Origin of the sequence: Microbacterium sp. 22242, from assembly GCF_052045495.1 — a bacterium.
Classification (GTDB): domain Bacteria; phylum Actinomycetota; class Actinomycetes; order Actinomycetales; family Microbacteriaceae; genus Microbacterium.
The window spans coordinates 225994-252465 of record NZ_JBQEOZ010000001.1 but is presented as its reverse complement, the minus strand read 5'-3'; the positions used below and the strand labels follow the sequence as shown (position 1 = coordinate 252465).

Genomic DNA, 26472 nt, shown 5'->3' with positions numbered 1-26472 from the left:
CATGACTTCCTTCCTCGAACTCGGCGTGCCCGCGAAGCTGGCCGCCGTGCTCACCGCGAGCGGCAAGACCGAGCCGTTCCCGATCCAGCGCGACACCCTGCCGGACTCGCTCGCCGGCCGCGACCTGCTCGGCCGCGGCCGCACCGGCAGCGGCAAGACGCTCGCCTTCGCGATCCCCCTGGTCGCCCGTCTCAGCGGCACCAAGGCACGCCCGCAGCACCCGCACGGGCTGGTGCTCGCCCCGACCCGCGAGCTCGCCTCGCAGATCGCCGCGGTGATCGCGCCGCTCGCCCAGGCCGCGAACCTGCGCGTGGCCACCGTCTTCGGCGGTGTCAGCCAGCGCCCCCAGGAGGAGGCGCTGCGCCGCGGCGTCGACATCCTCGTGGCGTGCCCCGGTCGCCTCGAGGACCTCATGAAGCAGGGCGTCGTGCGGCTCGACGGGGTGCGAGTCACCGTGCTCGACGAGGCCGACCACATGGCCGACCTGGGCTTCCTGCCCGGCGTCACCCGCATCCTCGCGGCGACCCCCTCGGATGGTCAGCGTCTGCTGTTCAGCGCGACGCTCGACAACGGCATCGACGTGCTCGCACGCCGGTTCCTGTCCCGTCCGGTCAGCCACGAGGTCGACGAGTCCAGCGTTCCCGTGGGCGAGATGACCCACCGCGTGCTCGAGATCGCCGACGCCGATGCGAAGAAGACGCTCGTGCAGACCCTCGCCTCCGGCGCCGGCCGCCGCATCCTGTTCACCCGCACCAAGCACCAGGCCAAGAAGCTCGCCAAGGCGCTCACCGCCGCGGGGATCCCCTCCGTCGACCTGCACGGGAACCTGGCGCAGGGCGCCCGCGAGCGCAACCTCGCCGCCTTCTCGGCCGACCCGGCCGACGGCGGCGTGCGCGTGCTCGTCGCCACCGACGTGGCCGCGCGCGGCGTGCACGTGGACGACGTCGACCTCGTCGTGCACGTGGACCCGCCCGCAGAGCACAAGGCCTACCTGCACCGCTCCGGACGCACCGCGCGCGCCGGCGCCGCGGGCACCGTCGTCACGGTGCTGCTCCCGGAGCAGCGCCGCGATGCGAAGGACCTGCTGCGCAAGGCCAAGATCGCCGTCGACATCGAGCAGGTCTCGGCGTCCTCCCCGGTCGTCGCGGCGCTGGTCGGCGAGACCGCCGCCTACGTGAAGCCCGCGCCGGTGCAGCAGCCGCAGCGTCAGGCGCCGAAGAAGCCCGCCGGACAGGGTCAGTCCCGCCACGGTCAGCCGCGGCAGGGCCAGCCCCGCCAGGGCCAGCCCCGCCAGGGTGAGCCCCGCCAGGCCGCCGCGCACCAGGGCCACCTCCGCGCCGCGCAGCACCCCGCCGCGCAGCACCCGGCCACGCAGGGCGAGGCGCCGGCACGCCGCCGGCGCCGCCGGTCCTCGCGACCGCAGGGCACGCCGACCGCGCGCTGACACGCGCTCGTCGCCGTACGACAAGAGGGGGATCCGATCGGATCCCCCTCTTTCGTCGTCCTGCGTCGCGCGGCGGTCAGGACCGGCGGAACTCGCGCTCGGCAGCACCCGTGTACAGCTGCTGCGGGCGGCCGATCTTGGTCTGCGGATCGAGGTTCAGCTCGCGCCACTGCGCGAGCCAGCCCGGCAGGCGCCCGATCGCGAAGAGCACCGTGAACATCCGGGTCGGGAAACCCATGGCCTTGTAGATCACGCCGGTGTAGAAGTCGACGTTCGGGTACAGGCGACGCTCCTGGAAGTAGTCGTCCGCGAGGGCCACCTCCTCGAGCTCACGCGCGAGGTCGAGGAGCGGATCCGTCACGCCGAGCTCGGCGAGCACCTCGTCCGCTGCCGCCTTGACCAGCTTCGCGCGCGGGTCGTAATTCTTGTAGACGCGGTGCCCGAAGCCCATGAGCTTCACGCCGTCTTCCTTGTTCTTGACCCGCTCCACGAAGCGCTGCACGCTCTGACCGGATTCGCGGATCTGGCCGAGCATCGTCAGCACGGCCTCGTTCGCCCCGCCGTGCAGCGGGCCCGAGAGCGCCTGGATGCCGGCCGAGATCGACGCGAACTGGTTCGCGCCGGTGGATCCCACCAGGCGCACGGTGGACGTCGACGCGTTCTGCTCGTGGTCCTCGTGCAGGATCAGCAGCAGCTCGAGCGCGCGCGACATCACCGGGTTGATCTCGTAGGGCTCGCTGTGCACGCCGAAGTTGAGCTTGAGGAAGTTGTCCACGAAGCTCAGCGAGTTGTCCGGGTAGAGGAACGCCTGACCCACGCTCTTCTTGTGCGCGTAGGCGGCGATGACCGGCAGCTTCGCGAGCATGCGGACCATGTTCAGCTCGACGTGCTCGGGGTTGTGCACGTCGGTCTCGCCCTCGTAGTAGGTCGAGAGCGCGGCGACCGCACTGGAGAGCACCGACATCGGATGCGCCGTGTGCGGCAGCGCGGAGAAGAAGTGCTTCAGATCCTCGTGCAGCAGCGTGTGCCGGCGGATCTTCTCGTCGAACTCGGCGAGCTCCGTGGCGCTGGGCAGTTCGCCGTAGATGAGCAGCCAGGCGACCTCGAGGTACGAGCAGGTGTTCGCGATCTGCTCGATCGGGTATCCGCGATAGCGCAGGATGCCCTTGTCGCCGTCGATGAACGTGATCTCGCTCTTGGTGGAGGCCGTGTTCACGAAGCCGTAGTCCAGGCCGGTGTGCCCGGTCTGCCTGGTCAGGGTGGAGAAGTCGATGCTGGCGTGTCCATCGGTCCCATGCAGGATCGGGAACTCCGCGGTCGTCTCGCCTACTGTCAGCGTCGCCTTCGTAGGCCGCTCGCCCGCTGCGCTCACGCAGACCTCCTCATGCTGTCTCGTGTGGGGGATGCGCGATCAGGCCGGTGGGCACGCGATCGCGTCGCTCATACAGCCTAGCCCGCGTGGGAACCTACTGTGACAACCGCCAAGAGTCGGGCGGTCTTCCTGCGGGAACCTACGAATCCCGGCCGCGCAGCCGCGCGGCGGCCGCCTCGACGCGCTCAAGAGGGGCGGTCAGCGAGAGCCGCACGTGCTCGGCGGAGAAGTCGCCGTAGAACGGGCCGGGGCCGGCCAGGATGCCGAGATCCGCGAGCGCACCCATCGACTCCCAGGCGTCGCGGCCCTGCGTGGCCCACAGGTACAGCCCCGCCTCGGAGCCGTCGATGCGGAAGCCCGCCTCGACGAGCGCGGGGCGCAGCAGGTCCCTGCGCCGCCGGTAGCGCTCCTTCTGCACGGCCACGTGCTCATCGTCGCGGAGCGCGACAGCCATGGCGTGCTGCACGGGCGCCGGCGGCATGAGCCCGAGGTGCTTGCGCGCGGTGAGGATGTCGCCGACGACGCGTGCGCATCCGGCCACGAACGCGGCGCGATACCCGGCGAGGTTGGACTGCTTGCTGAGCGAGTACACGGAGAGCAGCCCGGCCCTGGTGCCGCCGGTGACGCGCGGATCGAGCACCGAGGGCACGGGCTCCGTGGCCCAGCGGCCGTCCCAGCCCAGCTCGGCGTAGCACTCGTCGCTGGCCAGGACAGCGCCCAGCTCGCGCGCGCGGCGCACCGCGGCGGCGAGCTCGTCGACGGTCCAGGTGCGGCCGTCCGGATTGCCGGGCGTGTTGATCCAGATCAGCTTGGCGCCCTCGGGCCAGCGAGCGGGGTCGTCCTCGGACACCACGGCCGCGCCGGCGACGGTCGCACCCACCGCGTAGGTCGGGTACGCGACCCGCGGCTGCACCACGATGTCGCCCGCGCCGATCCCGAGCAGCGTCGGCAGCAGCGCGACGAGCTCCTTCGAGCCGATGGTCGGCAGCACGTTGTCGATGCGCAGATCTGGGACTCCGCGCCGGCGCGCGTACCACTCCACGATGGCCTCGCGCAGCGGCGGCGTGCCGACCGTCTGCGGGTAGGAGTGCGCGTCGGTCGCCTCGGCGAGGGCCTGCCGGATGATGTCCGGGGTCGGGTCGACCGGCGAGCCGATCGCGAGATCGACGATCCCGCCCGGATGGGCGGCGGCGCGCTCGCGATACGCGACGACGGCGTCCCAGGGATAGTCGGCGAGGTCGCGGACGCCCACTACTCCCCCTGCGGCGGGAGGGCGGCGATGAGGGGGTGGTCGAACGAGTAGACGCCGACCTTGGCGGCACCGCCGGGGGATCCGATCTCGTCGAAGAACTCCACGTTCGCCTTGTAGTAGTCCGCCCACTCCTCGGGCAGGTCGTCCTCGTAGTAGATCGCCTCGACCGGGCACACCGGCTCGCACGCCCCGCAGTCCACGCACTCGTCCGGGTGGATGTACAGCGAACGCTCACCCTCGTAGATGCAGTCCACCGGGCACTCGTCGATGCAGGCACGATCCTTCACATCGACACAGGGAAGAGCGATCACATACGTCACCGCTCCAGTCTACGACCCGTCCGGGATCCTCTCGCCCGGCCCCTGTGCCGGTCCCAGCGCGGCGGCGGCCTGCTGCTCCTGCAGGCGGCGGACCTCCTGCAGCCGGCGGATCCGGGAGAAGTCCGGCCAGGCGGCCACGAGCAGCACCATGCCGGCGACGGTCCAGGTCCAGATGACGCCGAAGACGTCGTTCGGCACGATCACCGATCCCCCGGGCCCGGTGCCGGAGATGACCACCATGCCGGCGAGCATGCCGAGGCCGGTGACGAGCGCCGCCCAGCGGTCCCGCAGCAACAGGCGCACCGCGAGCAGCATGCCGCCGCAGGCCAGCGCGCCGAGCACGATGCCGAGAGCGCCGGATCCCAGCGTCGCCGCGAGCACCGGCGTCTTCGCGACCCAGGGCAGCGAGGACAGTGAGGAGGCGTGCGTCACGGTCGCGGCGAGACCGAACACCGCGCCGACGACGAACAGGGCGATCCACGACAGCACCCGGGCGATCACGCTCATCTCTTCCCCGTTCCACGCACCCGACGAGCCTAGCGACGACGGCTGTGCACGCGCTGTCCCGCCCCGGACGGTCCCCGGCTCAGGCGGCCCAGCCGAGCAGCCGCAGCAGCGCGGCCACCGCGGCCGCGGCGATCACCACGACGAGGAACGACTGCCGCAGCCACAGCAGCCCCGCCGCGACGAGCACGGCGGGCACCCGGGCGTCCACGACGACGTGCTGCCCCGACGCCAGCGCCTGCACGGCAACGAGCGCGGCGAGCAGCGCCACGGTGAGCAGGTCCGTGATGCGCGCGGGTCGCGGCGCCTCCAGCGCGGAGGCGGGCACGAGGTAGCCGATGCCCTTGAGCGCCAGGCAGCCGATCGCCGCGAGCAGCACCGCGTTCCACATCGTCATGCCGTCTTCTCCGTCTCCTCGGACACGTTCCGCGGCCCGAGCCAGTCGAACCAGCCCACCGCGATCGCGACGAGCGCGGCGACGAGCACCGGCAGACCGGGGATGAGCACGGGCGTGAGCACGGTCGCCACGGCCGCGGCGGCGATCCCGACCGCGATCGCCTGGCGCCGCCGCAGCCGGGGCCAGAGCAGCGCGAGGAACGCGGCAGCCGCCGCCGCGTCGAGCCCGTACGTCTTCGGATCCCCCAGCACATCGCCCAGCAGCGCCCCGAGCAGGGTGCTCAGGTTCCACCCGAGATAGATGCCGAGGCCGGTGATCCAGAAGCCCGCCGTCCTGGCGCGCGGAGATCGCTGCGCGAGCGACACCGCAGTGGACTCGTCGATCGTGAACTGCGCCGCGGCCGCCCGGCGGAACACGCCGCGGCCGATCACGGGCGACATCCGGATCCCGTACGCGACGTTGCGCACGCCCAGCAGCAGTGCGGAGGCGATCGCGGCGGGCGCCGCCGCGATCCCTCCGGCGCCGATCACGCCGACGAACGCGAACTGCGATCCCCCGGTGAACATCACCAGGCTCAGCACACAGGTCTGCCACACGTCGAACCCGCTCGCGACCGCGAGCGCGCCGAAGGAGATGCCGTAGGCGCTGGTCGCGAGCGCGACCCCGATGCCCTCCCGGCGCGCGACGCGGACCTCGGCGGCGATCCCCGCGCCATCCCGCCCGGTCGTTCGTTCTGCTGAACGCATGACCATCATTCTGAACAACGCCCCGGTGTCTGTCAAGATGAACGATCGTTTGGGATACTGGCCGCATGGACGATCTCCGCGAGCGCATCTCCCGGTCCCTCCGTCGCGAGCGCGAGGCGGCCGGCATCTCGGTCTCGGAGCTCGCCCGCCGCGCCGGCGTGTCCAAGGCGACGGTGTCGCAGCTGGAGAGCGGATCCACCGGGCCGAGCGTCGAGACGCTGTGGGCGATCGCGGATGCTCTTGGCCTGCCGTTCGCTGCGTTCGTGGAGGAGCGGGTGAGCGCACCCACCCTCATCCGCGCCGGCGCGTACGCGGGTGTGCCCTCGGCGGCCGCGCCCTACGTCGCTACGCTCGTCGCCGCCTGTCCGCCCGGTGCACGCCGGGACCTCTACATCATCCAGGCGGAGCCCGGAGAGCCTCGTCGCTCGCTGCCGCACCACGCGGGCACGACCGAGCACGTCGTGCTGATCAGCGGGCGCGCCCTCGTCGGGCCGTCCGACGCGGCGGAGGAGCTGCGTCCGGGCGACTACCTGTCCTACCCGGGCGACGCCGGCCACGTCTTCGAGGCGCTCGTCCCCGGCACCTCGGCCGTGCTCATCTCCGAGCTGCGCTGACCGCCCCCGGCCGGGCCGGCCACGCGGGCGGAACGCAGACGGCCCCGCCTGCCGGAGCAGGACGGGGCCCGTCGCAGAGGCGCTCGATCAGGCGTTCGCGTCCTGGCGCTTCAGCCGCGCGGTCTCGCGGGCGCGGATCGTCTGGTCGAGGGTGACCTTGCGGATCCGGACCATCTCCGGCGTGACCTCGACGCATTCGTCGTCGCGCGCGAACTCGAGGCTCTCCTCGAGCGAGAGGGTGCGCGGCGGGGTCATCGACTCGAACGTGTCGGCCGTGGAGGAGCGCATGTTGGTGAGCTTCTTCTCCTTGGTGATGTTCACGTCCATGTCGTCGCTGCGCGAGTTCTCGCCGATGACCATGCCCTCGTAGACCTCCTGCGTGGGCTGCACGAAGAAGGACATCCGCTCCTGCAGGGCGATGATCGCGAACGGCGTGACGACGCCGGACCGGTCGGCCACGATCGAACCGTTCTGGCGGGTCACGATGTGCCCGGCCCACGGCTCGTAGCCGTGCGAGATCGCGTTCGCGATGCCGGTGCCGCGGGTCGTGGTGAGGAACTCGGTGCGGAAGCCGATGAGGCCGCGCGAGGGGACGATGAACTCCATGCGCACCCAGCCGGTGCCGTGGTTGATCATGTTGTCCATGCGGCCCTTGCGGGTCGCGAGCAGCTGGGTGATCGCGCCGAGGTACTCCTCGGGGGCGTCGATCGTGAGGTGCTCGAACGGCTCGTAGGTCTTGCCGTCGATCTTCTTCGTGACCACCTGCGGCTTGCCGACCGTGAGCTCGAAGCCCTCGCGGCGCATGTTCTCGACGAGGATCGCCAGGGCGAGCTCGCCGCGACCCTGCACCTCCCACGCGTCGGGACGGCCGATGTCGACGACCTTGAGCGAGACGTTGCCGATGAGCTCGCGGTCGAGGCGGTCCTTGACCATGCGGGCGGTCAGCTTGTGCCCCTTGACCTTGCCGACGAGCGGCGAGGTGTTGGTGCCGATCGTCATCGAGATCGCGGGGTCGTCGACCGTGATGGCCGGCAGCGGGCGGACGTCCTCGGGGTCGGCGATGGTCTCGCCGATCGTGATGTCCTCGAAGCCGGCGATCGCGACGATGTCGCCGGGGCCGGCCGACTCGGCCGGGTAGCGCTCCAGGGCGCGGGTCTTCAGCAACTCGGTGATGCGGGCGTTGCTGGTGGAGCCGTCGGAGCGGACCCAGGCCACGGTCTGGCCCTTCTTCAGCGTGCCGTTGAAGACGCGCAGCAGGGCGAGACGGCCGAGGAACGGGCTGGAGTCGAGGTTGGTGACCCAGGCCTGCAGCGGCGCCTCGTCGTCGTAGTGCGGGGCGGGGACGTGCTCGAGGATCGCCTCGAACAGCGGCTCGAGGTCGTCGTTGTCGGGCAGCTCGCCGTTGGCGGGACGGTTGCGCGACGCGGCGCCGGCACGGCCGGAGGCGTAGACCACCGGCACGTCGAGCAGCGCGTCGACGTCGAGGTCGGGCACGTCGTCGACGAGGTCGGACGCGAGGCCCAGCAGCAGGTCGTGGGCCTCCTCCTCGACCTCGGCGATGCGGGCGTCCGGGCGGTCGGTCTTGTTCACCAGCAGGATCACGGGCAGCTTGGCCTCGAGCGCCTTGCGCAGCACGAAGCGGGTCTGCGGCAGCGGACCCTCCGAGGCGTCCACGAGCAGCACGACGCCGTCGACCATGGACAGGCCGCGCTCGACCTCGCCGCCGAAGTCGGCGTGGCCCGGGGTGTCGATCACGTTGATCGTGACCGGGGTGTCGGTGTGCTTGCCGCTGTAGGTGATCGCCGTGTTCTTGGCGAGGATCGTGATGCCCTTCTCGCGCTCGAGGTCGTTCGAGTCCATGGCGCGCTCTTCGACGTGCGCGTGCTCGCCGAACGATCCCGTCTGGCGGAGCATGGCGTCGACCAGCGTGGTCTTGCCGTGGTCGACGTGCGCGACGATGGCCACGTTGCGGAGATCGGAACGGAGGGCGTGCGCCATGAATGAAGTCCTCAGCAGAAAAGGGGGTTGGTCCGGGATTCCGGACTCTTCAGGATACATCACCGCTCCTGGACGTCCTCTGCGGGGCGGATCCCTCACGCCGCGCCGTACGCTCGACGCATGAGGATCGCCTTGCCGCCCGCTCCCCCGGATGCGCCGTCCAGGACACGACTCGGCTGGGAGATCGCGATCGTGCTCGCCCTGGGCCTCGGGCAGTCCGCGGTCTACGCCGTGGTGCAGCTGCTCGACCGGCTCACGCTGAGCACGCCGCTGGCCGATCAGACCGCGACGCTGAACCCCGCGCAGTCCAGCCGTGAGCTGTTCGACCTCGTCTACCAGCTGCTGGGCATCGCCTTCTCGCTGGCGCCGGTGCTGCTGGTGTGCTTCCTGCTCTGGCGCGCGTCCCGCCCGCACCTGGGCGCGCTGGGGCTGGACGGCGCCCGGGTCGGGCGGGACACCGCGTGGGGGCTCGGCCTCGTGGTCGCGATCGGGGTCCCGGGACTCGCGCTGTACCTCGCCGGGCGCCTGCTCGGAATGTTCGTGGCGGTGGATCCCGGCGCGCAGAGCGCCTACTGGTGGACCGTTCCGGTCCTGCTGCTGTCGGCGGCGCGCGCCGCGGTGCAGGAGGAGGTCGTGGTGCTGGGCTACCTGTTCGCGCGGCTCCGCCAGCTCGGCTGGGGCCCGTGGACGATCGTGCTGAGCACCTCGGTGCTGCGGGCGAGCTACCACCTGTACCAGGGCCCAGGAGCCTTCATCGGCAACCTCGCGATGGGGCTGCTGTTCGGCTTCCTGTTCCTGCGCACCGGCCGGCTGCTGCCGTTCCTCGTCGCTCACTTCCTCATCGACGCCGCGGCCTTCGTCGGCTACCCGTGGGCGGCCTCGACCTGGCCCGCGCTGTTCGGGCTGCCCGGGCACTGACCGCAGCCCCCACCGCGGCCGCCGTGGTCGGCCCGTCGTCGGCCCCGTCGTCAGCCGCGTCGTCGGCTTCGTCCTCGGCTCCGTCGCCGGCCGCGAGACCGAAGCTGCGTCCCGAAACCGACGATCAGACGCTCGGTCTGGGGACGGAGGTTCGGTTTCGGGGTCAACAGCTACTGTCCTCCACATGCCGGGCGTCCGAGAGGTTGTGCACGGCTTCCTCTTCACGCGTGCAGGTGGCGGCGCGTGAGGGACAGGATCGGTCGATGAGCACCATCGACCTCGCACCCTCCGGACCGGTCGCGCAAGATGCCATCGTGCCGGTCCCTGTCGAACTGCTCCGACCGAGCGACTCCGTGAACGCGAGCCTGCTGAACCGTGCCTGGCATCGTGGCGAGGTCGTGAGGATCCTGCCCGGCGTCTACGCCGATTCCGCGGACTGGCGGCGCTTGCCGCGCTGGAGCCGATACCTCGCACAGGTGCACGCCGTCGCGTTGAAGGATCCGGACAGCGTGTTCTGCGGGGTCTCAGCCGCGGCTCTTCGCGGGGTCTACCTCGGCCGTGTCGACGAGCCGGTTCATGTGCTCGTGCCGCTCGGATCCAGTCGAACCGCGGGGCGGATCCGTGTCCACACCGGCAATCGGGAGCGCGAGATCGAGGAACTCGATGGTGTCCTGCTCACAGGGGTCCCGGACACGATCGTCGATGTCGCCCGCTCCGTGCCGCCGATCGAGGGCCTCGCCTACGCCGACGCACTGCTTCGTCGTGTCCGGAGGCCGAATCCTGAGCAGCTGCGAGCGATCAACGAGAGCCGGACGACCTCTCGAGGGCGCCGCAGAGCACGGTGGGCTCTCGAACGCGCCTCGGGTGTGCCGGCAAGCCCTCTCGAGTCACTGAGCATCGGGGTTATGGAAGCGGCGGGGTTCGAGCTGCCCGAGCTGCAGGTCGAGTTCCGCCTGGACGGGTATCTCGACCGCGCGGACTTCTACTGGCGGAGCCGCAGGCTCATCGGCGAGTCCGACGGGCAGCTCAAGTACGACGGAACGCTCGACGACCCGACCGTCGCGATCCGACGTGAGAAGGAGCGCGAGTCTCGCCTGCGCCGCCAAGCCTCGGGCCTCCTGCGCTGGGGCTGGAGCGAGATCCGCGCCACTGACCTGCTGATCGGGATCCTCGCGCACGGCGGCGTCCCGCGTCCTCGTCGCAGTGATGCCGCCTTGCTTGCGACCCTGCGCGACCTGGCGTGACCCCCGCGGACGTCGCAGCCTCACGTGAGCACGCGCTGGCCGCGAAACCGACCTGGCGTCCCGAGACCGACGATAACAACGTCGGTCTCGGGACGGAAGTTCGGTCTCGCGGCAAGCAGGTCAGCGGGTGACCACGATCGCGATCACGGCCCCGGCCGCGATCACGACGAGAGCGCCGATCGCAGGCCAGTCCCAGCTCCGCCGGATCGGCGCGTCCGCGCCCTTCTCCTGTTCGAGCGCGTGCTCCCAGCGCGCACGGACCTCGCCGAGGGTGCGCAGGGACGCCGGGATCCTGATCTCGTCCCCGGTGCGGCTCATCCGCGGCGACTGGATCCGGCCCGGCCCGCCCCAGCAGGACAGCTTCCGGCCGTCCTCGAGATGGAAGTCGAGCTGCCAGCGCAGATCCAGGTCGGTGACCCGGCGCCAGCCGAACGAGGTGCGGCGCAGGAAGTTCTGCACCACCACCCCCTCTTCGTCGACGCGGACTCTCGACACCACGCTGAGCTCGTAGATCAGCCAGAGCACGAGCAGCACCCACGGCGCGTACAGGAGCATCAGCGCCCAGCTGCCGCGGATCACCGCGTCGCCGAGCAGGAAGACCGACAGCGCGGCGCACACCACCAGCACGGCGATGCCCGTGGACGCGCGGTAGGTCCGCGCGCCCACGGGCAGGTGCTCGATCGAACTCACGCGGGGAGGCCGCTCGCGCCTCCGCTGCCCAGGGGGATCGACACCCCGGGGATCGCCTGGAGCAGCCGGTCGGTGTACTCCTGCTGCGGATTGGCGAAGATCTCGTCGACCGTGCCCTGCTCGACGAGCTTGCCCTTCTCCATCACGCAGACCAGGTCGGCCGCGACGCGCACGACCGCGAGGTCGTGCGTGATGAACAGATAGGTGAGCTCGAGCTCGCTCTGCAGCTCTGCGAGGAGCTTCAGGATCTGGTCCTGCACGAGCACGTCGAGGGCCGAGACCGCCTCGTCGAGGACGACGATGTCGGGCTTGAGCGCCAGCGCACGGGCGATCGCCACACGCTGCCGCTGACCGCCGGAGAGCTCGTTCGGGTACCGCGTCGCCAGCTCCCGCGGCAGCGAGACCTGATCCAGCAGCTCCAGGACGCGCGCCCGGCGCGAGGCCTGATCGCCGACGCCGTGGATGTCCAGCGGCTCCGAGATCGTGTTGCCGATGTTGCGCAGCGGATCCATGGACCCGTACGGGTCCTGGAACACGGGCTGCATGCGCCGGCGGAGCGCGAGCGTCTCCCGACCGGACAGGTCCGACACGTCGGATCCGTCGATCTCGATGGTCCCCGAGGTGGGTTGCTCGAGCTTGAGCACCATCTTGGCGACGGTCGACTTGCCCGAGCCGGACTCGCCCACCAGCGCGAGCGTCTTGCCCTTCGGGATGTCGAAGGACACGGCGTCGACGGCGCGGAACGGGACGCTGCGGAACTGGCCCTGACGGATCTTGTAATCCTTGGTCAGGTCGCGCACGCTGATCGCGGGCGGGATGCCCGCGATGTCGTCGCTGGTCTCGATGCCCCGCCGCTCCGCGACCGCCTGGATGCGCTGCGACGCGATGCTGGGCGCCGCCGCGACGAGCTTCTTCGTGTACGGGTGCAGCGGATTCTCCAGGATCTCCCGGCTCGGCCCCGACTCGACGATCTCGCCGTTCTGCATGACGATGATCTTCTCGGCGCGCTCCGCGGCCAGACCCAGGTCGTGCGTGATCAGCAGCACCGAGGTGCCCTTCTCGCGCGTGAGCGTGGCCAGGTGGTCGAGGATCACGCGCTGCACGGTCACGTCGAGCGCCGAGGTGGGCTCGTCCGCGATGAGCAGCTTGGGGTCGGCCGCGAGTCCGATGCCGATCAGCGCGCGCTGCCGCATGCCGCCGGAGAACTGGTGCGGATACTGGTGCAGCCGCTTCGCGGCGTCCGCGAGGCCCGCCTGCTGCAGCACCTCGATGGCGCGCGCCTCGATGTCCTTGCGTCCGGTGGCGAGCCCGTTCGCACGGACGGCCTCCTTCACCTGGAAGCCGATGGACCACACCGGGTTGAGGTTGGACATCGGATCCTGCGGCACGTAGCCGATCTCGCGACCGCGCAGCCGCTCCATCTGGCGCGACGTGAGCTCGGTCAGCTCCTGGCCGTCGAGCATGATGCTGCCGGCGGTCACGTGCCCGGTGCCGGGCAGGAGGTTGATGATCGCCGAGGCCGTGGTGGACTTGCCCGAACCGGACTCGCCCACGATCGCCAGGGTCTCCCCCGCGAACAGCTCGAGGTTCACCCCGTGCAGCACCTCGCGGGATCCGGACTGGGTGTCGAACGCGACCTTGAGATCGCGGATCCGCAGCAGCGGAGTGTCGGTCGCAGCGCTCATCGGCGCGCCCTCGCTCTCGGGTCGAGGGCGTCTCGCACGAGCTCGCCCAGCATGATGAACGCGAGGACGGTGACGGTCAGCGCGATCGACGGGTAGATGAGGGCCATCGGAGCCACGCGCAGCGACTGCTGCGCCTGGCTGATGTCGTTGCCCCAGGACATCGTGCCGCTGCCGAGCCCGACGCCGAGGAAGGACAGCGTCGCCTCCGCGACGATCGCCGCGGCGAGGCTCAGCGTGGTGACCACGAGCAGCGGGGCGATCGCGTTCGGGACGACATGCGTCATGAGCGTGCCGAACTTGGACTTGCCCAGCGCCTGCGAGGCCATCACGAAGTCGGCCTGCCGCACCCGCAGCACTTCGGCGCGGACCACGCGCGCGGTCGACGCCCAGGCGAACCCGCCGATCGCGAGCGCGAGCGTGAAGACGTTGCGGAACTGCGAGAAGACGCTCATCACGACGACGGCCGCGAGGATGTACGGGATCGAGAAGAAGACGTCTCCGACGCGCGAGAGCACGCCGTCCAGCCAGCCTCCGTAGAAGCCGGCCAGCGCACCCATGACGAGACCGATGACCGAGCCGATGATCGTGGCGATCAGGCCGACGGAGATCGACGTGCGCGCCCCCCACACCGTGCGGGCGTAGATGTCGCAGCCCTGGAACGTGAAGCCGAGCGGGTGCCCGGCGGTCGGCCCGCTGTTGGAGTCCGACAGCTGGCAGTTGCTGTTCGGCGGGGTCTGCGTGAACAGCGTCGGCCAGACGGCCATGAGCAGCACGACCAGGACGATGACGATCGAGACCCAGAACATCGGGCGGCGGCGGATGTCCGCCCACGCGTCGCGCCACAGGTTCGACGGCTTCTCGCCGACCTTGACCGTGTCGACCGCGATGGTGGTCTCTCTGATGGGGGCGACGTAATGCGTCGCGCTGGTGTCACTTGACATAGCGGATCCTCGGGTCGAGCAGGCCATAGAGCATGTCGACGACCAGATTGACGAGCACGTAGATGATCACGAACACGGTCACGAAGGAGACGATGGTCGGCCCTTCGTGCTGCAGCGTGGCGTGGAAGAGGGTGTTGCCGACGCCGGGGACGTTGAAGATCGCCTCGGTGACCGTCGCACCCACCAGCAGCACGCCGAAGTTGGTCGCGGAGTTCGTGATGACGGGGATGAGCGAGTTGCGCAGCACGTGCACGGGGACGACCCTGCGCTTCGGCAGTCCCTTGCTGTACGCGGTGCGCACCCAGTCCTGGTTGAGCGTGTCGATGACGGAGCCGCGCATCAGGCGCATGCTCGTCGCGTACAGGCTCACACCGAGCACGAGCGCGGGCAGCCACATGCCGCCCCAGTCGTTGTCGGCGCCCACCGTCGGGCTGAACCACTGCAGCTTCACCGCCAGGAAGTACTGCGCCAGGAAGGCCAGCACGAAGATCGGCAGCGAGATGAAGATCAGCGAGAGCACCAGCATGGCGTTGTCGAAGATCCCGCCCTTGCGCAGCGCCGAGAACGTCCCGATGATGATCGCGAGCAGGAACTCGATCCCGATCGCCATCACCGCGAGGCGTCCCGTGACCGGCAGCGTCGCCGCCAGGACGTCGTTCACGGACTGGCCGGAGAACGTGGTGCCCATGTCTCCGCGGAATATCCCCGCCAGGTAGTAGCCGTACTGCACGATGAACGGCTGATCGAGGTGGTATTGCGCGGTCAGCGCGGCGTGCAGCTGCGGGCTCGGCGTCTTGTCTCCGAAGAGCGCAGCGATGGGGTCGCCGGGCATGGCGAACACCAGAAAGTAGATGAGCAGAGTGGCCCCGAGGAACACGGGGATCACCTGCAAGAGGCGTTTGAGGATGTAACCGATCATTCGCCCTCCCTCCAGATGAGGAGGCGCCTCGGGTGCCGGCACGGTCTGCGCGGGCCTGACGCCTCACTGAGAATCGTGTCACGTGTTCGACGCGCACGACACTGTTTTCGACAGCGCGCGAGGCGGTGACGTGATCGTCACCGCCTCGCGGATGTGATCCCTCGGGCTGGTCAGCCCTTGGTGATCTCGTAGTACAGCGGAACCGAGTTCCAGCCGAAGTGGACGTTGCTGACGCCCTTGGCGAAGCCGCCGTTCACGTTCGAGTACCACAGCGGGATGGCCGGGAGGTCCTTGAGGAGGATCTCCTGCGCCTGCTGGTAGTCCTTCGTGGACGCGGACGGGTCGGTCTCGGACGCGCCCTTCGCGACGAGCTTGTCGAAGTCCGGGTTCGAGTAGTCCGTGTCGTTCGACGACGCCTTGGTCGAGTACAGCGGCTGCAGGAAGTTGTACTGCGCCGGGTAGTCGGCCTGCCAGCCGGTGCGGAACGCGGTCTTGATCGTGCGTGCGTTCACGTCCTTGCGGAGCGAGGCGAAGTCGACGTACGGGTTGCCCGAGGCGTCGATGCCGAGGTTGTTCTTCAGCTGGTTGGCGACCGCGTCGACCCAGGCCTGGTGACCGCCGTCGGAGTTGTAGGCGATCTGGAAGGTGCCGCTCCACGGCGAGATCTTGTCGGCCTGAGCCCACAGGTCCTTCGCCTTCTTGGCGTCGAACTTCAGCACGTCGGCGCCCTTGAGGTTGTCCGACCAGCCCGCGATGACCGGCGAGGTGAAGTCGCTGGCCGGGGTGCGGGTGTTGTTGAAGATCGTCTTGGTGATGGCGGCGCGGTCGATCGCCATGGAGATCGCCTCGCGGCGCAGCTTGCCCTCGTCACCGGTGAAGTGCGCGAGGTTGCCCGGGAGCGAGAACGACTGGAAGATCGCGGCCGGCTGGTTGACCGCACGGTCGCCCAGGTCGGACTCGAACGTCTGCTGCGCGGAGGACGGGATCTGGTCGATCACGTCGACCTTGTTCGCCTGCAGGTCGGCGTACGCGGCGTCGGGGGTCGAGTAGAAGACGAACGTCAGTCCGCCGTTCTTCGCCTGACGGCCGCCCTTGTAGGAGTCGTTCTTGACGAGGTCGAGCTGCACCTTGTGCTGCCACGCGCCCGTCTTGGCGAACTTGTACGGGCCGTTGCCGATCGGGTTCTCGCCGAAGGCGGCGGGGTCCTTGATCGCGTCGGACGGCAGCGGGTAGTAGGCCGAGTAGCCGAGGCGCTGCGAGAAGTCGGAGGCGACCGGGTTCGACAGCTTGATGCTGAACGTGTAGTCGTCGGTCTTCTTGAGGCCGGTCAGCGGGGAGTCCGCCGAGTCGCTGAAGCCCTCGATGTCGCTGAACCAGGACTGGTTGAGCTGCTTGTGCGAGAACAGGGCGCCGTACTGCCAGGCGTTGATGAAGCTGTCGGCCGTGACCTTCTCGCCGTTGGAGAAGGTGTTGCCCTGCTTCAGCTTGATCGTCAGGTCGCTGGCGTCGTCGACCTTGATCGAGTCGGCCATGTCGTTGACGAGCTTGCCCTTGGCGTCGTAGTAGGCAAGGCCCGCGAAGATCGAGTCGAGGATCTTGCCGCCGCCCACCTCGTTGGTGTTGGTCGGGATCAGCGGGTTCTCGGGCTCGCTGCCCATGACCTTGATGATGGCCTTCGAATCGCCACCCGTGGTGGGGGTGGCTTCTCCGCCGCTCTTGCTCGAGCAGCCGGCGAGGGCGAGTGCGCCCATCGCGAGCAGCCCGATGCCCGCGAGGGCGATCTTGTTGCGCTTCACGTGTGTCCTCCTGTGGACAATTAACAACAATCTGCACGCTCATCGTCGAACGTGTAGGGATACTCGAGGGTAACCGCCGTACGCCCGATCCTGCGAACCGGTTGCGTTAACCGTTACTCACTGGTGACCTGAGCCGGGGGCCGAACCGCGGTGTCATCCTCGGCGAGACCCCATCTCACGCGCGGTCTCGCGCACCGGCGCCCGGAGAGCAGGCTCCCCGGGCGCCGGCGGGACGCTGTCCTGGCGACTCTAGAGCGCGAACGCCTCGATCGGCGGGCACGCGCAGACCAGGTTCCGGTCGCCGTACGCGTTGTCGATGCGGCGCACCGGCGGCCAGTACTTGCCCGCGATCAGGGCGTGCACCGGATACGCGGCCTTCTCCCGCGTGTAGGCGTGCTGCCACTCCCCCGCGATCAGCGACGCCGCGGTGTGCGGCGCGTTCACGAGCGGGTTGTCGTCGGCAGGCCAGATGCCCGCCGCGACCTCGTCGGCCTCGGCGCGGATCTGGATCATGGCCTCCACGAAGCGCTCCAGCTCGCCGAGATCCTCCGACTCGGTGGGCTCGACCATGAGCGTGCCCGCGACGGGGAACGACATGGTCGGGGCGTGGAAGCCGTAGTCGATGAGGCGCTTGGCCACGTCGTCCACGGTGATCCCGGTCGCCTCCTTGAGCGGGCGCAGGTCGAGGATGCACTCGTGCGCCACGCGGCCCTGCTCTCCCGAGTACAGCACCGGGTAGTGCTCGCCCAGGCGCGCGGCGACGTAGTTCGCCGCGAGCACGGCGGCGGCGGTCGCGTCGCGGAGGCCGTCCGCGCCCATCATCCGCACGTACGCCCACGAGATCGGCAGCACGCCGGCGGATCCGTACGGCGCCGCCGAGACCGGTCCGCCCTCGAAGACGTGACCGCCCGCGTGTTCGGCGCGCTGCGCCTGCGGGTGCCCCGGCAGGTACGGCGCGAGGTGCGCCTTGGCCGCGACGGGTCCGACGCCGGGCCCGCCGCCGCCGTGCGGGATCGCGAACGTCTTGTGCAGGTTGAGGTGCGAGACGTCTCCGCCCAGGTCGCCGAAGCGGGAGTAGCCGAGCAGGGCGTTCAGGTTCGCCCCGTCGATGTACACCTGGCCGCCGGCCTCGTGCACCGCGGCCGTGATGTCGAGCACGTCGTGCTCGTACACGCCGTGCGTGGACGGGTAGGTGATCATGAGCGCGGCGATCTCGTCGGCGTGCGCGGAGATCTTCGCGCGCAGGTCGCCGAGGTCGACGTTGCCGAGCTCGTCGCAGGCCACGACCACGACCTTCATGCCGGCCAGCACCGCGCTGGCGGCGTTCGTGCCGTGCGCGGAGGACGGGATCAGGCACACGATGCGCTGGGCGTCGCCGTTCGCGAGGTGGTAGCCGCGGATCGCGAGCAGGCCCGCGAGCTCGCCCTGCGATCCGGCGTTCGGCTGCAGGGACACCGCGTCGTAGCCGGTGACGTCGGCCATCCACGCCTCGAGCTGATCGATCAGCTCGAGCGTGCCGCGCACGTCCGCCTCGGGGGCGAAGGGGTGCAGCTGCGCGAACTCCGGCCAGGTGATCGACGCCATCTCGGTCGCCGCGTTGAGCTTCATCGTGCAGGATCCGAGCGGGATCATGCCGCGGTCGAGCGCGTAGTCGCGGTCGGCGAGGCTCTTCAGGTACCGCATCATGGCGGTCTCGGAGCGGTGCGCGTGGAACACCGGATGCGTGAGGTACTCGTCCTGGCGCGCGAGCGTGGCCGGCACGCTCGTCACCGGGATGTATGCGAAGGATCCCTCGCCCGCACCGAAGACCGTCGCGACGGCGAGGATGTCCTCGTAGGTCGTGGTCTCGTCGGCGGAGATGCTCACGGTGTCGGCGTCCACGGGGTGCAGCAGGATCCCGGCGTCGTGGGCCTTCTCGACGATCGCGTCGCCCTGCCCGGGCACTCGCACCGTGATCGTGTCGAAGTAGTCGGCGTGCACGATCTCCGCGCCGGCCTTCTCCAGCTGGGTGGCGAGGAAGCGGGCCTTGGCGGCGACGCCGGTGGCGATCTCCTTCAGCCCGTCGGGGCCGTGGTAGACGGCGTACATCGAGGCCATCACGGCCAGCAGCACCTGGGCGGTGCAGATGTTCGACGTCGCCTTCTCACGGCGGATGTGCTGCTCGCGGGTCTGCAGGGCGAGGCGGTAGGCCGGGTGGCCGTCCGCGTCCTGCGAGACGCCGACGAGCCGGCCGGGCAGCTGGCGTTCCAGGCCCGCGCGCACCGCCATGTAGCCGGCGTGCGGGCCGCCGAAGCCCATCGGCACGCCGAAGCGCTGCGTGGTCCCCACCGCGACGTCCGCCCCGAGCGAGCCGGGCGAGGAGATCAGGGTGAGCGCGAGCAGATCGGCCGCGACGACGGCGAGGCCGCCGGCGACATGCGCGGCGTCGATGACCCCGGACGGATCCCAGATCCGCCCCGAAGCGCCCGGATACTGCACGAAGACGCCGAACAGCTCCTCGGGAAGGGTCTCGCCCGCGGCCAGGTCCCGCTCGACGAGCTCGATGCCGACCGCGTCGGCGCGCGTCGCCAGCAGCGCCTTGGTCTGCGGCAGCGCATCGGCGTCGACGACGAACACGTCGGTCTTCGCCTTCGAGGCACGCCGCGCGAGCAGCATGCCCTCGGCGACCGCGGACGACTCGTCCAGCATCGACGCGTTGGCGGTGTCCAGGCCCGTGAGGTCGGAGACCATGGTCTGGAAGTTGATCAGCGCCTCCAGCCGGCCCTGCGAGATCTCCGGCTGGTACGGCGTGTACGCGGTGTACCAGGACGGGTTCTCCAGCACATTGCGCTGGATCACGCTGGGCGTGATGGTGCCGTAATAGCCGAGGCCGATCATGGGGCGGTTCACCGTGTTGCGGTTCGCGAGGGAGCGCAGTTCGGCGAGGGCCTCAGCCTCGCTCGCGGCGGCGGGCAGCACGCTGACGCGATCGGCGGCTTCGGTCCCTGAGCCTGTCGAAGGGCGGATCGAGGCAGGGACGGCCTCGCGCATGAGCGCATCGACGGGACGCTCGCCGGCGCCGGAGGAGATGCCGATCGCTTCGAGCATCGCCCGCTGGGCGTCGGCGGTGGTGCCGATGTGGCGGTCGACGAACGCGGCCCCTCGGTGCTGGTCGGGACGGTTCACCGTCAGCCCTCCGTGTGCGCGACGTACGCGTCGCGGTCGAGGAGACCGTCGACGGCGCCCGCGGCGATGGAGACCTTGATCAGCCAGCCGCCGTCGAACGGGGCGGAGTTGACCAGCGACGGGTCGTCGACCACGGCATCGTTGATCTCGACGACGGTGCCGTCGACCGGCGCGTACAGCTCGGAGACGGACTTGGTCGACTCGGCCTCGCCGAAGACGTCGCCGCGGCTGAAGGACGTGCCGACGGCCGGCAGCTCGACGAAGACGATGTCGCCGAGGGCATCCGCGGCGAAGTCCGTGATGCCGATGGTCGCGGAAGCGCCGTCGACGGCGACCCACTCGTGCTCTTCGCTGTAGCGCAGGGTGTTCAGATCGGTCATTTCTTCCTCCGGTAGAAAGGCAGGGCGGTGACGGTCGCGGGGATCTTCGTGCCGCGCACGTCGAGGAACAGGGACGTCTCACCGTCGGCGACGGCCGGATCGACGAAGGCCATCGCGATCGGGTGGCCGAGGGTCGGGCTGAGCGCACCGCTCGTGATCTCGCCGACGGCGGTGCCGTCCTCGGTGACCACCGCATACCCGGCCCGGCCGGCACGACGGCCCTCGGCGGCGAGGCCGATGAGCACGCGGGCGCTCTCGTCCGGCGTGACCCCGTCCTTGCCGACGAAGCTCTCCTTGTCGGTCACGACGACGCGGCCGAGCCCGGCCTGGGCCGGCTTGGTCTCGCGGGTCAGCTCGTGCCCGTAGAGCGGCATGCCCGCCTCGAGACGGAGCGTGTCTCGCGCGGCGAGGCCGGCCGGCACCAGTCCGCGTCCGGCGCCGGCGGCGAGCGCGGCATCCCAGAGGGCGGTGGCGTCATCCGCGGCGACGAGGAGCTCGAAACCGTCCTCACCGGTGTAGCCGGTGCGGGCCAGCAGCAGCGGCTTGCCGCGGTAGGTCGCCGCGGCCCAGGCGTAGTACTTCTGCTCGGACCAGGGGATCGAGACGTCCTCGATGCCCTCGGTCGCTGCGAGGATCGCCTCGGCGTTCGGGCCCTGCACGGCGATGAGGGCGAAGGAGTCCGAGACGTCCTCGACGGTGACGTCGATCCCCGGCGTGCGATCCTGCAGCGCCTCGCGCACGGCGTCACGGTTGCCGGCGTTCGAGATGATCAGGAAGCGGTCGTCGGCGAGGCGGTAGACGATGACGTCGTCGATGATGCCGCCGTCCTCGGCGAGCAGCAGCGAGTACTTCGCCTTGCCCACGGCGAGCGCGGAGAGCCGGCCGGCGAGAGCGTAGTCGAGGAACTGCGCGGCGTCGGCGCCGATGATCGTGAACTCGGCCATGTGCGAGATGTCGAAGATGCCCGCGCTCTCGCGCACCGCGTGGTGCTCGGCGAGATCGGACGTGTAGCGGACCGGCATCTGCCAGCCGCCGAAATCGGTGAACGAGGCTCCGAGCGCCTCGTGGCGCTCCCGGAGCGGGGTGACTCTGCGGGCGTGCGGCGCGCTCTCGCGCGGCGCGGTGTCGTCTGTCATGGAGCTCTCCCGTGCGGATCGGTGAGGATCCGCACGGCGCACGGATCCGAGAACTCCCCCTCTGTCATGGGCCTGAGAGCTTCGCCCCTGCGCCACGAGGGCGGGACAGGGGCTTTCACCGTCGGCGGACGGCGAGCGTCGCTCGCCGTCGCTTTTCAGAGCGGCCGGATCTGCGCGGTGCGGTTACCTGAGAGATTGGCGGGGAGGCTTGCTCCTTCGGTGTCCGGCTGCGTTCACCAGACTCTCCCGCGCGGACCGTGCGGCCACGTGTTCAGTTTCTGCCGCTCATCCTATCGTGCGCGGCGCCCGCCGTGCGGCCGGAATCCGCGGCGGCCGGGGCGGGTGTCGAGGGTCACCGTCCTCGGCAGTCTGGGAGATCGCCGCAACAAAGTCGCCTTCTGGTCAGGATGACTATAAGATCGCTTCCGGAGGTTAAAGTCATCATGACCAGAAGCGAGGAGTCCGAGGACGGCATCCGCGTCGCCGTCTCGACGGTGATCCTGACGCTGCGCCGCGACGGCGCCCTCCAGGGATCCGAAGGATCCTCGCCGCGGATCGCGCTCCCGCTGGTCCGCCGCACCCGCGACCCGTACCAGGGCGCGTGGGCGCTTCCGGGCGGCTGGCTCGACGCGCGGGAGGGGCTGACCGCCGCCGCCGCCCGCACCCTCGCCGAGACCACGGGCCTGGCGCCGAGCTATCTGGAGCAGCTGTACGCGTTCGGCGCCGTCGACCGCTCGCCGACCCGCGTGGTCTCGGTCGTGTACTGGGCGCTGCTGCGTGAGGAGGAGGCCGCGGAGGCGGTCGGCTCGGATCCGGAGAACGTCGCCTGGTTCGATGCCACAGACCTCCCCGCGGTCGCCTTCGACCATGTGCAGATCATCGAGTACGCGCTGTGGCGGCTGCGCAACAAAGTCGGCTACAGCCGGGTCGCACAGGGATTCCTTCCGCCCGAGTTCACCCTCGCCGACCTCCGCGAGGCGTACGAGACGATCCTCGGCCGCAAGCTCGATCCGGCGAACTTCCGCCGCCAGGTCGACGCGACCAGGACTCTCGTGCCCACCAACGCCTTCCGCACCGGAAGCCACCGTCCCGCCCGGCTGTACCGGGATGCGGGCGATGTCGAGCTGGCCGATCGCGGCCCGCTCTCCCCCGCAGAGACCGCAACGTAGAGACCGCAACGCAGAGACGAGACTCTCATGAGCACCACCACGCACCTGAACCCGCGCGATCCGTCCGTCGACCACGCCCTCCGCCTGATCGTCACCGGCGCCTCCACCGAGGAGACCTGCGCGACCGACCTCGCCGCCGGCCCGTGGAACTTCGACGCCGTCCCCGGCTACGGCCCCGGATCCTCGATGGGCGACGTGATCCCGACCGGATCCCCGCGCCAGGGCGAGCTGCCGGCCGCGTACCGCGAGGCGTCCGAGACCGAGCTGCACGAGCGCATCGGCGCCGCCAAGCGGACCCTCGGCGAGCGCGTCGTGATCCTCGGGCACTTCTATCAGCGCGAGGAGGTCGTGCAGTACGCCGACTACGTGGGCGACTCGTTCCAGCTCGCGACCGCCGCAAAGGAGCACCCGGACGCCGAGGCGATCGTGTTCTGCGGCGTGCACTTCATGGCGGAGACCGCTGACCTGCTCTCCGGACCGGATCAGGCCGTGATCCTGCCGAACCTGGCCGCCGGCTGCTCGATGGCCGACATGGCCGACATCGACCAGGTCGAGGAGTGCTGGGAGCAGCTCGCCGACGTGTACGGCCCGCTGGACCAGCCCGACGCGGAGGGCCGCGTCCCGGTGATCCCGGTGACGTACATGAACTCCTCCGCCGCGATCAAGGGCTTCGTCGGCCGCCACGGCGGGATCGTGTGCACCTCGTCGAACGCGCGCACGGTGCTGGAGTGGGCGTTCGCGCGCGGGCGGCGCGTGCTGTTCTTCCCGGACCAGCATCTGGGCCGCAACACGGCGAAGGCGATGGGCGTGCCGCTCGAGCGGATGCCGATGTGGAACCCGCGCCGGGCCCTCGGCGGCAACGACGCCGAGCAGCTGCAGGACGCCGAGGTGATCCTGTGGCACGGGTTCTGCTCGGTGCACCGCCGCTTCACGGTCGCGCAGATCGACCGGGCCCGCGCCGAGCATCCCGGCGTGCGCGTGATCGTGCACCCGGAATGCCCGATGGAGGTCGTGGACGCCGCAGACGAGGCGGGATCCACCGACTACATCCGCAAGGCCATCGCCGCCGCCACCGAGCCGACCACCTTCGCGATCGGCACCGAGATCAACCTGGTGCGGCGGCTGGCGGCGCAGTACCCGCAGCACGAGATCTTCTGCCTCGACCCGGTGGTCTGCCCGTGCTCGACGATGTACCGGATCCACCCCGGATATCTCGCCTGGGTGCTCGAGGAGCTCGTGGCCGGCCGCACCCCCAACCGCATCACCGTGACGGCGGACGTCGCGGACCCGGCCAGGGTCGCCCTCGAGCGCATGCTCGCCGCGAAGCCGGCTCCCCTTCCGGCCGCGGGAGCAGGGGCGGTGGCCTGATGAGCGCCCTCGGCGGTCGCCGCGTGATCGTGATCGGCGGCGGGATCGCGGGACTGACCGCGGCGCTGCACGCGCACGAGGCAGGGCATCGCGTCGAGGTGGTCGTGAAGGACGCGCTCGGCGACGGCGCCACGGCGCTCGCCCAGGGCGGGATCGCCGGCGTCTACGGGCCCGGCGACTCCGCCGCCGCGCACGCGGAGGACACCCTCGCCGCCGGATCGGGGCTGTCGGATCCGGCGGTCGTGCAGGTGCTGGTCGACGACGCGCCGGAGCGGATCGCGGAGCTCATCGCCCGCGGGGTGCCCTTCGACCGCGACGACGCCGGCCGGCTGCTGCGCGGGCTCGAGGCGGCGCACGCGGCCGCCCGGATCGCGCACGCGGGCGGCGACGCGACCGGCGCGGCGATCTCCGCCGCGCTGTCCGCGCGGGTGCGCGAGGCCGAGATCCCGGTCCGCGAGCACACCGCGCTGATCGACCTGCTCGTCGACGGGCGAGGTGCCGCACGCGGCGCGCGGCTGCTGGCTCGCGGGCGGATCGAGGACGTCCCGGCCGATGCGGTCATCCTCGCCACGGGCGGTGCCGGACGGCTGTTCCGGCACACCACCGCGCCCGCGGTCTGCACCGGGGACGGGATCGCCGCGGCGCTGCGCGCGGGAGCCGCGGTCGCCGATCTCGAGTTCGTGCAATTCCACCCCACGATCCTGGCCGCGCCGGGATCCGCGTTCCTCATCTCCGAGGCGGTGCGCGGGGAGGGGGCGATCCTCATCGACGACGACGGCCGCCGATTCGCTTTCGACGCGCACCCGGACGGCGAGCTCGCCCCGCGTGACGTCGTCGCCCGGGCGATCGTCCGCCGCGCGCAGGAGCAGGGCGGTCCGGTGCGGCTCGACGCCACGGCCATCGGCCGGGACCGGCTCGCCCGGCGGTTCCCGACCATCGACCGGGTGACCCGCGAACGCGGGTTCGACTGGGCGCGGGAGCCGATCCCGGTGACGCCCGCCGCGCACTACCTGATGGGCGGGATCGTGACCGACGCGGACGGCCGCACCACCCTGCCCGGCCTGTTCGCGGTCGGTGAGGCCGCCCGCACCGGAGTGCACGGCGCCAACCGGCTCGCGTCGAACTCGCTGCTAGAGGGCGCCGTGTTCGGAGCCAGGGCCGCGGCCGCGCTCTCCTCTTCTGAGTCGTCCTGGTGGCCGTCGAGCGCCCTTCGGCACGCTCACAGAGCGGCCGCAGGCGACGGGACGCACCTTCACGGGGACGACGTCTCATCCCGCTTCGCTCGCTCGACCGTCGACGAGGACGTGCCGTTCTCCCGTGCCGCCCTGCGCGACCTGATGTGGGGTCTGGTCGGCCCGCTGCGCACCCGCGAGGGCCTGACCGAGGCGCTCGCGACCGTCCGCGCGTGGCGTGCGGATCCTCCGGCCGGGCACTCCCTCGCGGCGATCGAGGACCGCAACCTGCTCGAGGTCGCCGAGCCGATGATCCTCGCCGCCCTCGCCCGGCCCTTCTCGGTCGGCGCGCATCACCTCGAACCCTCCCCCGCGCTGATCGGAGCCCGATGATCACCCCCGCCGTCCTCACCCGTGTCGTCGGCGCCGCGCTGGAGGAGGACGCTCCGTGGGGCGACCTGACCAGCACCACGCTGCTGCCCGCCGACGCCACGGCGACCGCCGACCTGGTCGCCCGGGAGGCGGGCGTGCTCGCCGGCGGCGACGTGTTCACGGCCGCGTTCGAGCTCACGGATCCGTCCGTGATCGTCGACCTGCACGTCGCGGACGGCGACGCGTTCGCGGCCGGGGACGTCCTCGCCAGCGTCACGGGATCCGCCAGGAGCCTGCTCACCGCGGAGCGCGTGGCCCTCAACTTCACCCAGCGTCTCAGCGGCATCGCGACCCTGACCGCCGCGTACGTCGCGGCCGTCGCCGGCACCGGCGTGCGCATCGCCGACACCCGCAAGACCACGCCCGGCCTGCGCGCCTTCGAGCGGCACGCGGTCACCGCCGGCGGCGGGCGCAACCACCGCTTCTCGCTGTCCGACGCCGTCATGGCCAAGGACAACCATCTCGCCGTGCTGAGCCGTGGCGGCCGGGATCTCGCGACCGCGCTGCGCGAGGCCATCGCGACACTGCCGCACACCGCGCACGTCGTGGTCGAGGTGGACCGCCTCGACCAGATCCCCGCGGTGCTGGCCGGCGGAGCGCACACCGTGCTGCTGGACAACTTCTCCCTCGAGGATCTGCGGGCCGGCGTCGCGCTCATCGACGGCGCCGCGACGGTCGAGGCGTCCGGTGGCGTGAGCCTCGACACCGTGCGCGGCATCGCCGAGACCGGCGTCGACGTCATCTCGGTCGGGGCGCTCACGCACTCCGCGCGGGCGCTGGATCTCGGCTTGGACGTCCGGATCGACTGAC

Annotated in this window: 23 protein-coding genes and 2 riboswitches; of the genes, 8 read left to right on the top strand and 15 right to left on the bottom strand. The window is 70.6% G+C overall.

The window, feature by feature from the left end:
* The first annotated feature begins 1 nt into the window (after window position 1).
* The gene (locus tag ACTJJZ_RS01170) at window positions 2-1444 is read left to right on the top strand and encodes a DEAD/DEAH box helicase (RefSeq protein ID WP_440719334.1); all 1443 of its coding nucleotides are present in this window, start codon (window positions 2-4) and stop codon (window positions 1442-1444) included.
* A 76-nt stretch (window positions 1445-1520) separates the two neighbouring features.
* On the opposite strand, the gene ACTJJZ_RS01165 is transcribed toward ACTJJZ_RS01170, so the two are convergent.
* The 6 genes from ACTJJZ_RS01165 to ACTJJZ_RS01140 all read right to left on the bottom strand — a co-directional run bounded on the left by ACTJJZ_RS01165 (window position 1521) and on the right by ACTJJZ_RS01140 (window position 6035).
* Window positions 1521-2816, bottom strand: coding sequence for a citrate synthase (locus tag ACTJJZ_RS01165; protein ID WP_440719333.1), 1296 nt, complete (start codon window positions 2814-2816; stop codon window positions 1521-1523).
* A gap of 139 nt (window positions 2817-2955) precedes the next feature.
* Window positions 2956-4068: a succinyldiaminopimelate transaminase gene (gene dapC, locus ACTJJZ_RS01160; protein WP_440719332.1), complete on the bottom strand. Its 1113-nt coding sequence runs from the start codon at window positions 4066-4068 to the stop codon at window positions 2956-2958.
* The gene (gene fdxA, locus ACTJJZ_RS01155) at window positions 4068-4388 is read right to left on the bottom strand and encodes a ferredoxin (protein ID WP_440719331.1); all 321 of its coding nucleotides are present in this window, start codon (window positions 4386-4388) and stop codon (window positions 4068-4070) included. Before fdxA ends, dapC begins: the two co-directional genes overlap by 1 nt.
* Before the next feature lie 9 nt (window positions 4389-4397).
* Entirely contained in the window at window positions 4398-4895 is a 498-nt protein-coding gene (locus tag ACTJJZ_RS01150) for a histidinol dehydrogenase (protein ID WP_440719330.1), read from the bottom strand.
* Between the two features lie 79 nt (window positions 4896-4974).
* The gene (locus ACTJJZ_RS01145) at window positions 4975-5289 is read right to left on the bottom strand and encodes an AzlD domain-containing protein (RefSeq protein WP_440719329.1); all 315 of its coding nucleotides are present in this window, start codon (window positions 5287-5289) and stop codon (window positions 4975-4977) included.
* Window positions 5286-6035 carry an AzlC family ABC transporter permease gene (locus tag ACTJJZ_RS01140; RefSeq protein ID WP_440719328.1) on the bottom strand — a complete coding sequence of 250 codons (750 nt, stop codon included), beginning with the start codon at window positions 6033-6035 and terminating at the stop codon, window positions 5286-5288. Before ACTJJZ_RS01140 ends, ACTJJZ_RS01145 begins: the two co-directional genes overlap by 4 nt.
* A gap of 65 nt (window positions 6036-6100) precedes the next feature.
* Here ACTJJZ_RS01140 and ACTJJZ_RS01135 point away from each other — a divergent pair, with 65 nt between their 5' ends.
* Window positions 6101-6649, top strand: a complete 549-nt coding sequence (locus ACTJJZ_RS01135) for a helix-turn-helix domain-containing protein (protein WP_440719327.1) — start codon at window positions 6101-6103, stop codon at window positions 6647-6649.
* A gap of 87 nt (window positions 6650-6736) precedes the next feature.
* Here the strand turns inward: ACTJJZ_RS01135 and typA are convergent, their stop codons facing one another.
* Window positions 6737-8647, bottom strand: a complete 1911-nt coding sequence (gene typA, locus ACTJJZ_RS01130) for a translational GTPase TypA (RefSeq protein ID WP_440719326.1) — start codon at window positions 8645-8647, stop codon at window positions 6737-6739.
* A gap of 120 nt (window positions 8648-8767) precedes the next feature.
* Here typA and ACTJJZ_RS01125 point away from each other — a divergent pair, with 120 nt between their 5' ends.
* Both ACTJJZ_RS01125 and ACTJJZ_RS01120 read left to right on the top strand, forming a co-directional pair.
* On the top strand, window positions 8768-9565 hold the full coding sequence (locus ACTJJZ_RS01125; protein ID WP_440719325.1) for a CPBP family intramembrane glutamic endopeptidase: 798 nt from the start codon (window positions 8768-8770) through the stop codon (window positions 9563-9565).
* 263 nt (window positions 9566-9828) lie between these two features.
* Window positions 9829-10809 (top strand): hypothetical protein, encoded by a 981-nt coding sequence (locus ACTJJZ_RS01120; RefSeq protein ID WP_440719324.1) that lies wholly within the window; start codon window positions 9829-9831, stop codon window positions 10807-10809.
* Window positions 10810-10929: 120 nt separating this feature from the next.
* On the opposite strand, the gene ACTJJZ_RS01115 is transcribed toward ACTJJZ_RS01120, so the two are convergent.
* The 8 genes from ACTJJZ_RS01115 to gcvT all read right to left on the bottom strand — a co-directional run bounded on the left by ACTJJZ_RS01115 (window position 10930) and on the right by gcvT (window position 21521).
* A complete protein-coding gene (locus ACTJJZ_RS01115; RefSeq protein ID WP_440719323.1) occupies window positions 10930-11499 on the bottom strand; it encodes a PH domain-containing protein in 570 nt (189 codons plus the stop codon).
* Window positions 11496-13184 carry a dipeptide ABC transporter ATP-binding protein gene (locus ACTJJZ_RS01110; protein WP_440719322.1) on the bottom strand — a complete coding sequence of 563 codons (1689 nt, stop codon included), beginning with the start codon at window positions 13182-13184 and terminating at the stop codon, window positions 11496-11498. Before ACTJJZ_RS01110 ends, ACTJJZ_RS01115 begins: the two co-directional genes overlap by 4 nt.
* Entirely contained in the window at window positions 13181-14125 is a 945-nt protein-coding gene (locus tag ACTJJZ_RS01105) for an ABC transporter permease (RefSeq protein WP_440719321.1), read from the bottom strand. The genes ACTJJZ_RS01110 and ACTJJZ_RS01105 overlap by 4 nt, the downstream gene beginning before the upstream one ends.
* Complete coding sequence (locus ACTJJZ_RS01100) at window positions 14115-15044, bottom strand: ABC transporter permease (protein ID WP_440719320.1); 930 nt, start codon at window positions 15042-15044, stop codon at window positions 14115-14117. Before ACTJJZ_RS01100 ends, ACTJJZ_RS01105 begins: the two co-directional genes overlap by 11 nt.
* Window positions 15045-15214: 170 nt before the next feature.
* Window positions 15215-16840, bottom strand: a complete 1626-nt coding sequence (locus tag ACTJJZ_RS01095; protein ID WP_440719319.1) for a peptide ABC transporter substrate-binding protein — start codon at window positions 16838-16840, stop codon at window positions 15215-15217.
* 249 nt (window positions 16841-17089) lie between these two features.
* A complete protein-coding gene (gene gcvP, locus ACTJJZ_RS01090; RefSeq protein ID WP_440719438.1) occupies window positions 17090-19927 on the bottom strand; it encodes an aminomethyl-transferring glycine dehydrogenase in 2838 nt (945 codons plus the stop codon).
* Window positions 19928-20007: 80 nt separating this feature from the next.
* Window positions 20008-20385 (bottom strand): glycine cleavage system protein GcvH, encoded by a 378-nt coding sequence (gene gcvH / locus ACTJJZ_RS01085; RefSeq protein ID WP_440719318.1) that lies wholly within the window; start codon window positions 20383-20385, stop codon window positions 20008-20010.
* Window positions 20382-21521, bottom strand: coding sequence for a glycine cleavage system aminomethyltransferase GcvT (gene gcvT, locus ACTJJZ_RS01080; protein WP_440719317.1), 1140 nt, complete (start codon window positions 21519-21521; stop codon window positions 20382-20384). The genes gcvH and gcvT overlap by 4 nt, the downstream gene beginning before the upstream one ends.
* A gap of 54 nt (window positions 21522-21575) precedes the next feature.
* Window positions 21576-21685: riboswitch (glycine riboswitch) on the bottom strand.
* A 1-nt stretch (window position 21686) separates the two neighbouring features.
* Window positions 21687-21780: riboswitch (glycine riboswitch) on the bottom strand.
* 184 nt (window positions 21781-21964) lie between these two features.
* Here gcvT and ACTJJZ_RS01075 point away from each other — a divergent pair.
* Genes ACTJJZ_RS01075 through nadC form a run of 4 tightly spaced genes read left to right on the top strand, consistent with a single transcriptional unit; the run spans window position 21965 to window position 26471 of the window.
* On the top strand, window positions 21965-22690 hold the full coding sequence (locus ACTJJZ_RS01075; protein ID WP_440719316.1) for an NUDIX hydrolase: 726 nt from the start codon (window positions 21965-21967) through the stop codon (window positions 22688-22690).
* Window positions 22691-22717: 27 nt separating this feature from the next.
* Window positions 22718-24058: a quinolinate synthase NadA gene (gene nadA / locus ACTJJZ_RS01070; RefSeq protein ID WP_440719315.1), complete on the top strand. Its 1341-nt coding sequence runs from the start codon at window positions 22718-22720 to the stop codon at window positions 24056-24058.
* Window positions 24058-25623, top strand: coding sequence for an L-aspartate oxidase (gene nadB, locus ACTJJZ_RS01065; protein ID WP_440719314.1), 1566 nt, complete (start codon window positions 24058-24060; stop codon window positions 25621-25623). The genes nadA and nadB overlap by 1 nt, the downstream gene beginning before the upstream one ends.
* Window positions 25620-26471, top strand: a complete 852-nt coding sequence (gene nadC, locus ACTJJZ_RS01060; protein WP_440719313.1) for a carboxylating nicotinate-nucleotide diphosphorylase — start codon at window positions 25620-25622, stop codon at window positions 26469-26471. Before nadB ends, nadC begins: the two co-directional genes overlap by 4 nt.
* Window position 26472: the final 1 nt, after the last annotated feature.

Excerpts from the sequence above, each read along its gene's own strand:
- typA (WP_440719326.1), bottom strand. The coding sequence starts at position 8,647 with ATGGCGCACGCCCTCCGTTCCGATCTCCGCAACGTGGCCATCGTCGCG.
- ACTJJZ_RS01100 (WP_440719320.1), bottom strand. The coding sequence starts at position 15,044 with ATGATCGGTTACATCCTCAAACGCCTCTTGCAGGTGATCCCCGTGTTC.
- ACTJJZ_RS01075 (WP_440719316.1), top strand. The coding sequence starts at position 21,965 with ATGACCAGAAGCGAGGAGTCCGAGGACGGCATCCGCGTCGCCGTCTCG.
- ACTJJZ_RS01125 (WP_440719325.1), top strand. The coding sequence starts at position 8,768 with ATGAGGATCGCCTTGCCGCCCGCTCCCCCGGATGCGCCGTCCAGGACA.
- ACTJJZ_RS01105 (WP_440719321.1), bottom strand. The coding sequence starts at position 14,125 with ATGTCAAGTGACACCAGCGCGACGCATTACGTCGCCCCCATCAGAGAG.
- ACTJJZ_RS01145 (WP_440719329.1), bottom strand. The coding sequence starts at position 5,289 with ATGACGATGTGGAACGCGGTGCTGCTCGCGGCGATCGGCTGCCTGGCG.
- gcvT (WP_440719317.1), bottom strand. The coding sequence starts at position 21,521 with ATGACAGACGACACCGCGCCGCGCGAGAGCGCGCCGCACGCCCGCAGA.
- nadA (WP_440719315.1), top strand. The coding sequence starts at position 22,718 with ATGAGCACCACCACGCACCTGAACCCGCGCGATCCGTCCGTCGACCAC.
- nadB (WP_440719314.1), top strand. The coding sequence starts at position 24,058 with ATGAGCGCCCTCGGCGGTCGCCGCGTGATCGTGATCGGCGGCGGGATC.
- nadC (WP_440719313.1), top strand. The coding sequence starts at position 25,620 with ATGATCACCCCCGCCGTCCTCACCCGTGTCGTCGGCGCCGCGCTGGAG.
- ACTJJZ_RS01170 (WP_440719334.1), top strand. The coding sequence starts at position 2 with ATGACTTCCTTCCTCGAACTCGGCGTGCCCGCGAAGCTGGCCGCCGTG.
- ACTJJZ_RS01120 (WP_440719324.1), top strand. The coding sequence starts at position 9,829 with ATGAGCACCATCGACCTCGCACCCTCCGGACCGGTCGCGCAAGATGCC.
- ACTJJZ_RS01150 (WP_440719330.1), bottom strand. The coding sequence starts at position 4,895 with ATGAGCGTGATCGCCCGGGTGCTGTCGTGGATCGCCCTGTTCGTCGTC.
- ACTJJZ_RS01140 (WP_440719328.1), bottom strand. The coding sequence starts at position 6,035 with ATGCGTTCAGCAGAACGAACGACCGGGCGGGATGGCGCGGGGATCGCC.
- gcvP (WP_440719438.1), bottom strand. The coding sequence starts at position 19,927 with ATGCTCGAAGCGATCGGCATCTCCTCCGGCGCCGGCGAGCGTCCCGTC.
- gcvH (WP_440719318.1), bottom strand. The coding sequence starts at position 20,385 with ATGACCGATCTGAACACCCTGCGCTACAGCGAAGAGCACGAGTGGGTC.
- ACTJJZ_RS01135 (WP_440719327.1), top strand. The coding sequence starts at position 6,101 with ATGGACGATCTCCGCGAGCGCATCTCCCGGTCCCTCCGTCGCGAGCGC.
- ACTJJZ_RS01110 (WP_440719322.1), bottom strand. The coding sequence starts at position 13,184 with ATGAGCGCTGCGACCGACACTCCGCTGCTGCGGATCCGCGATCTCAAG.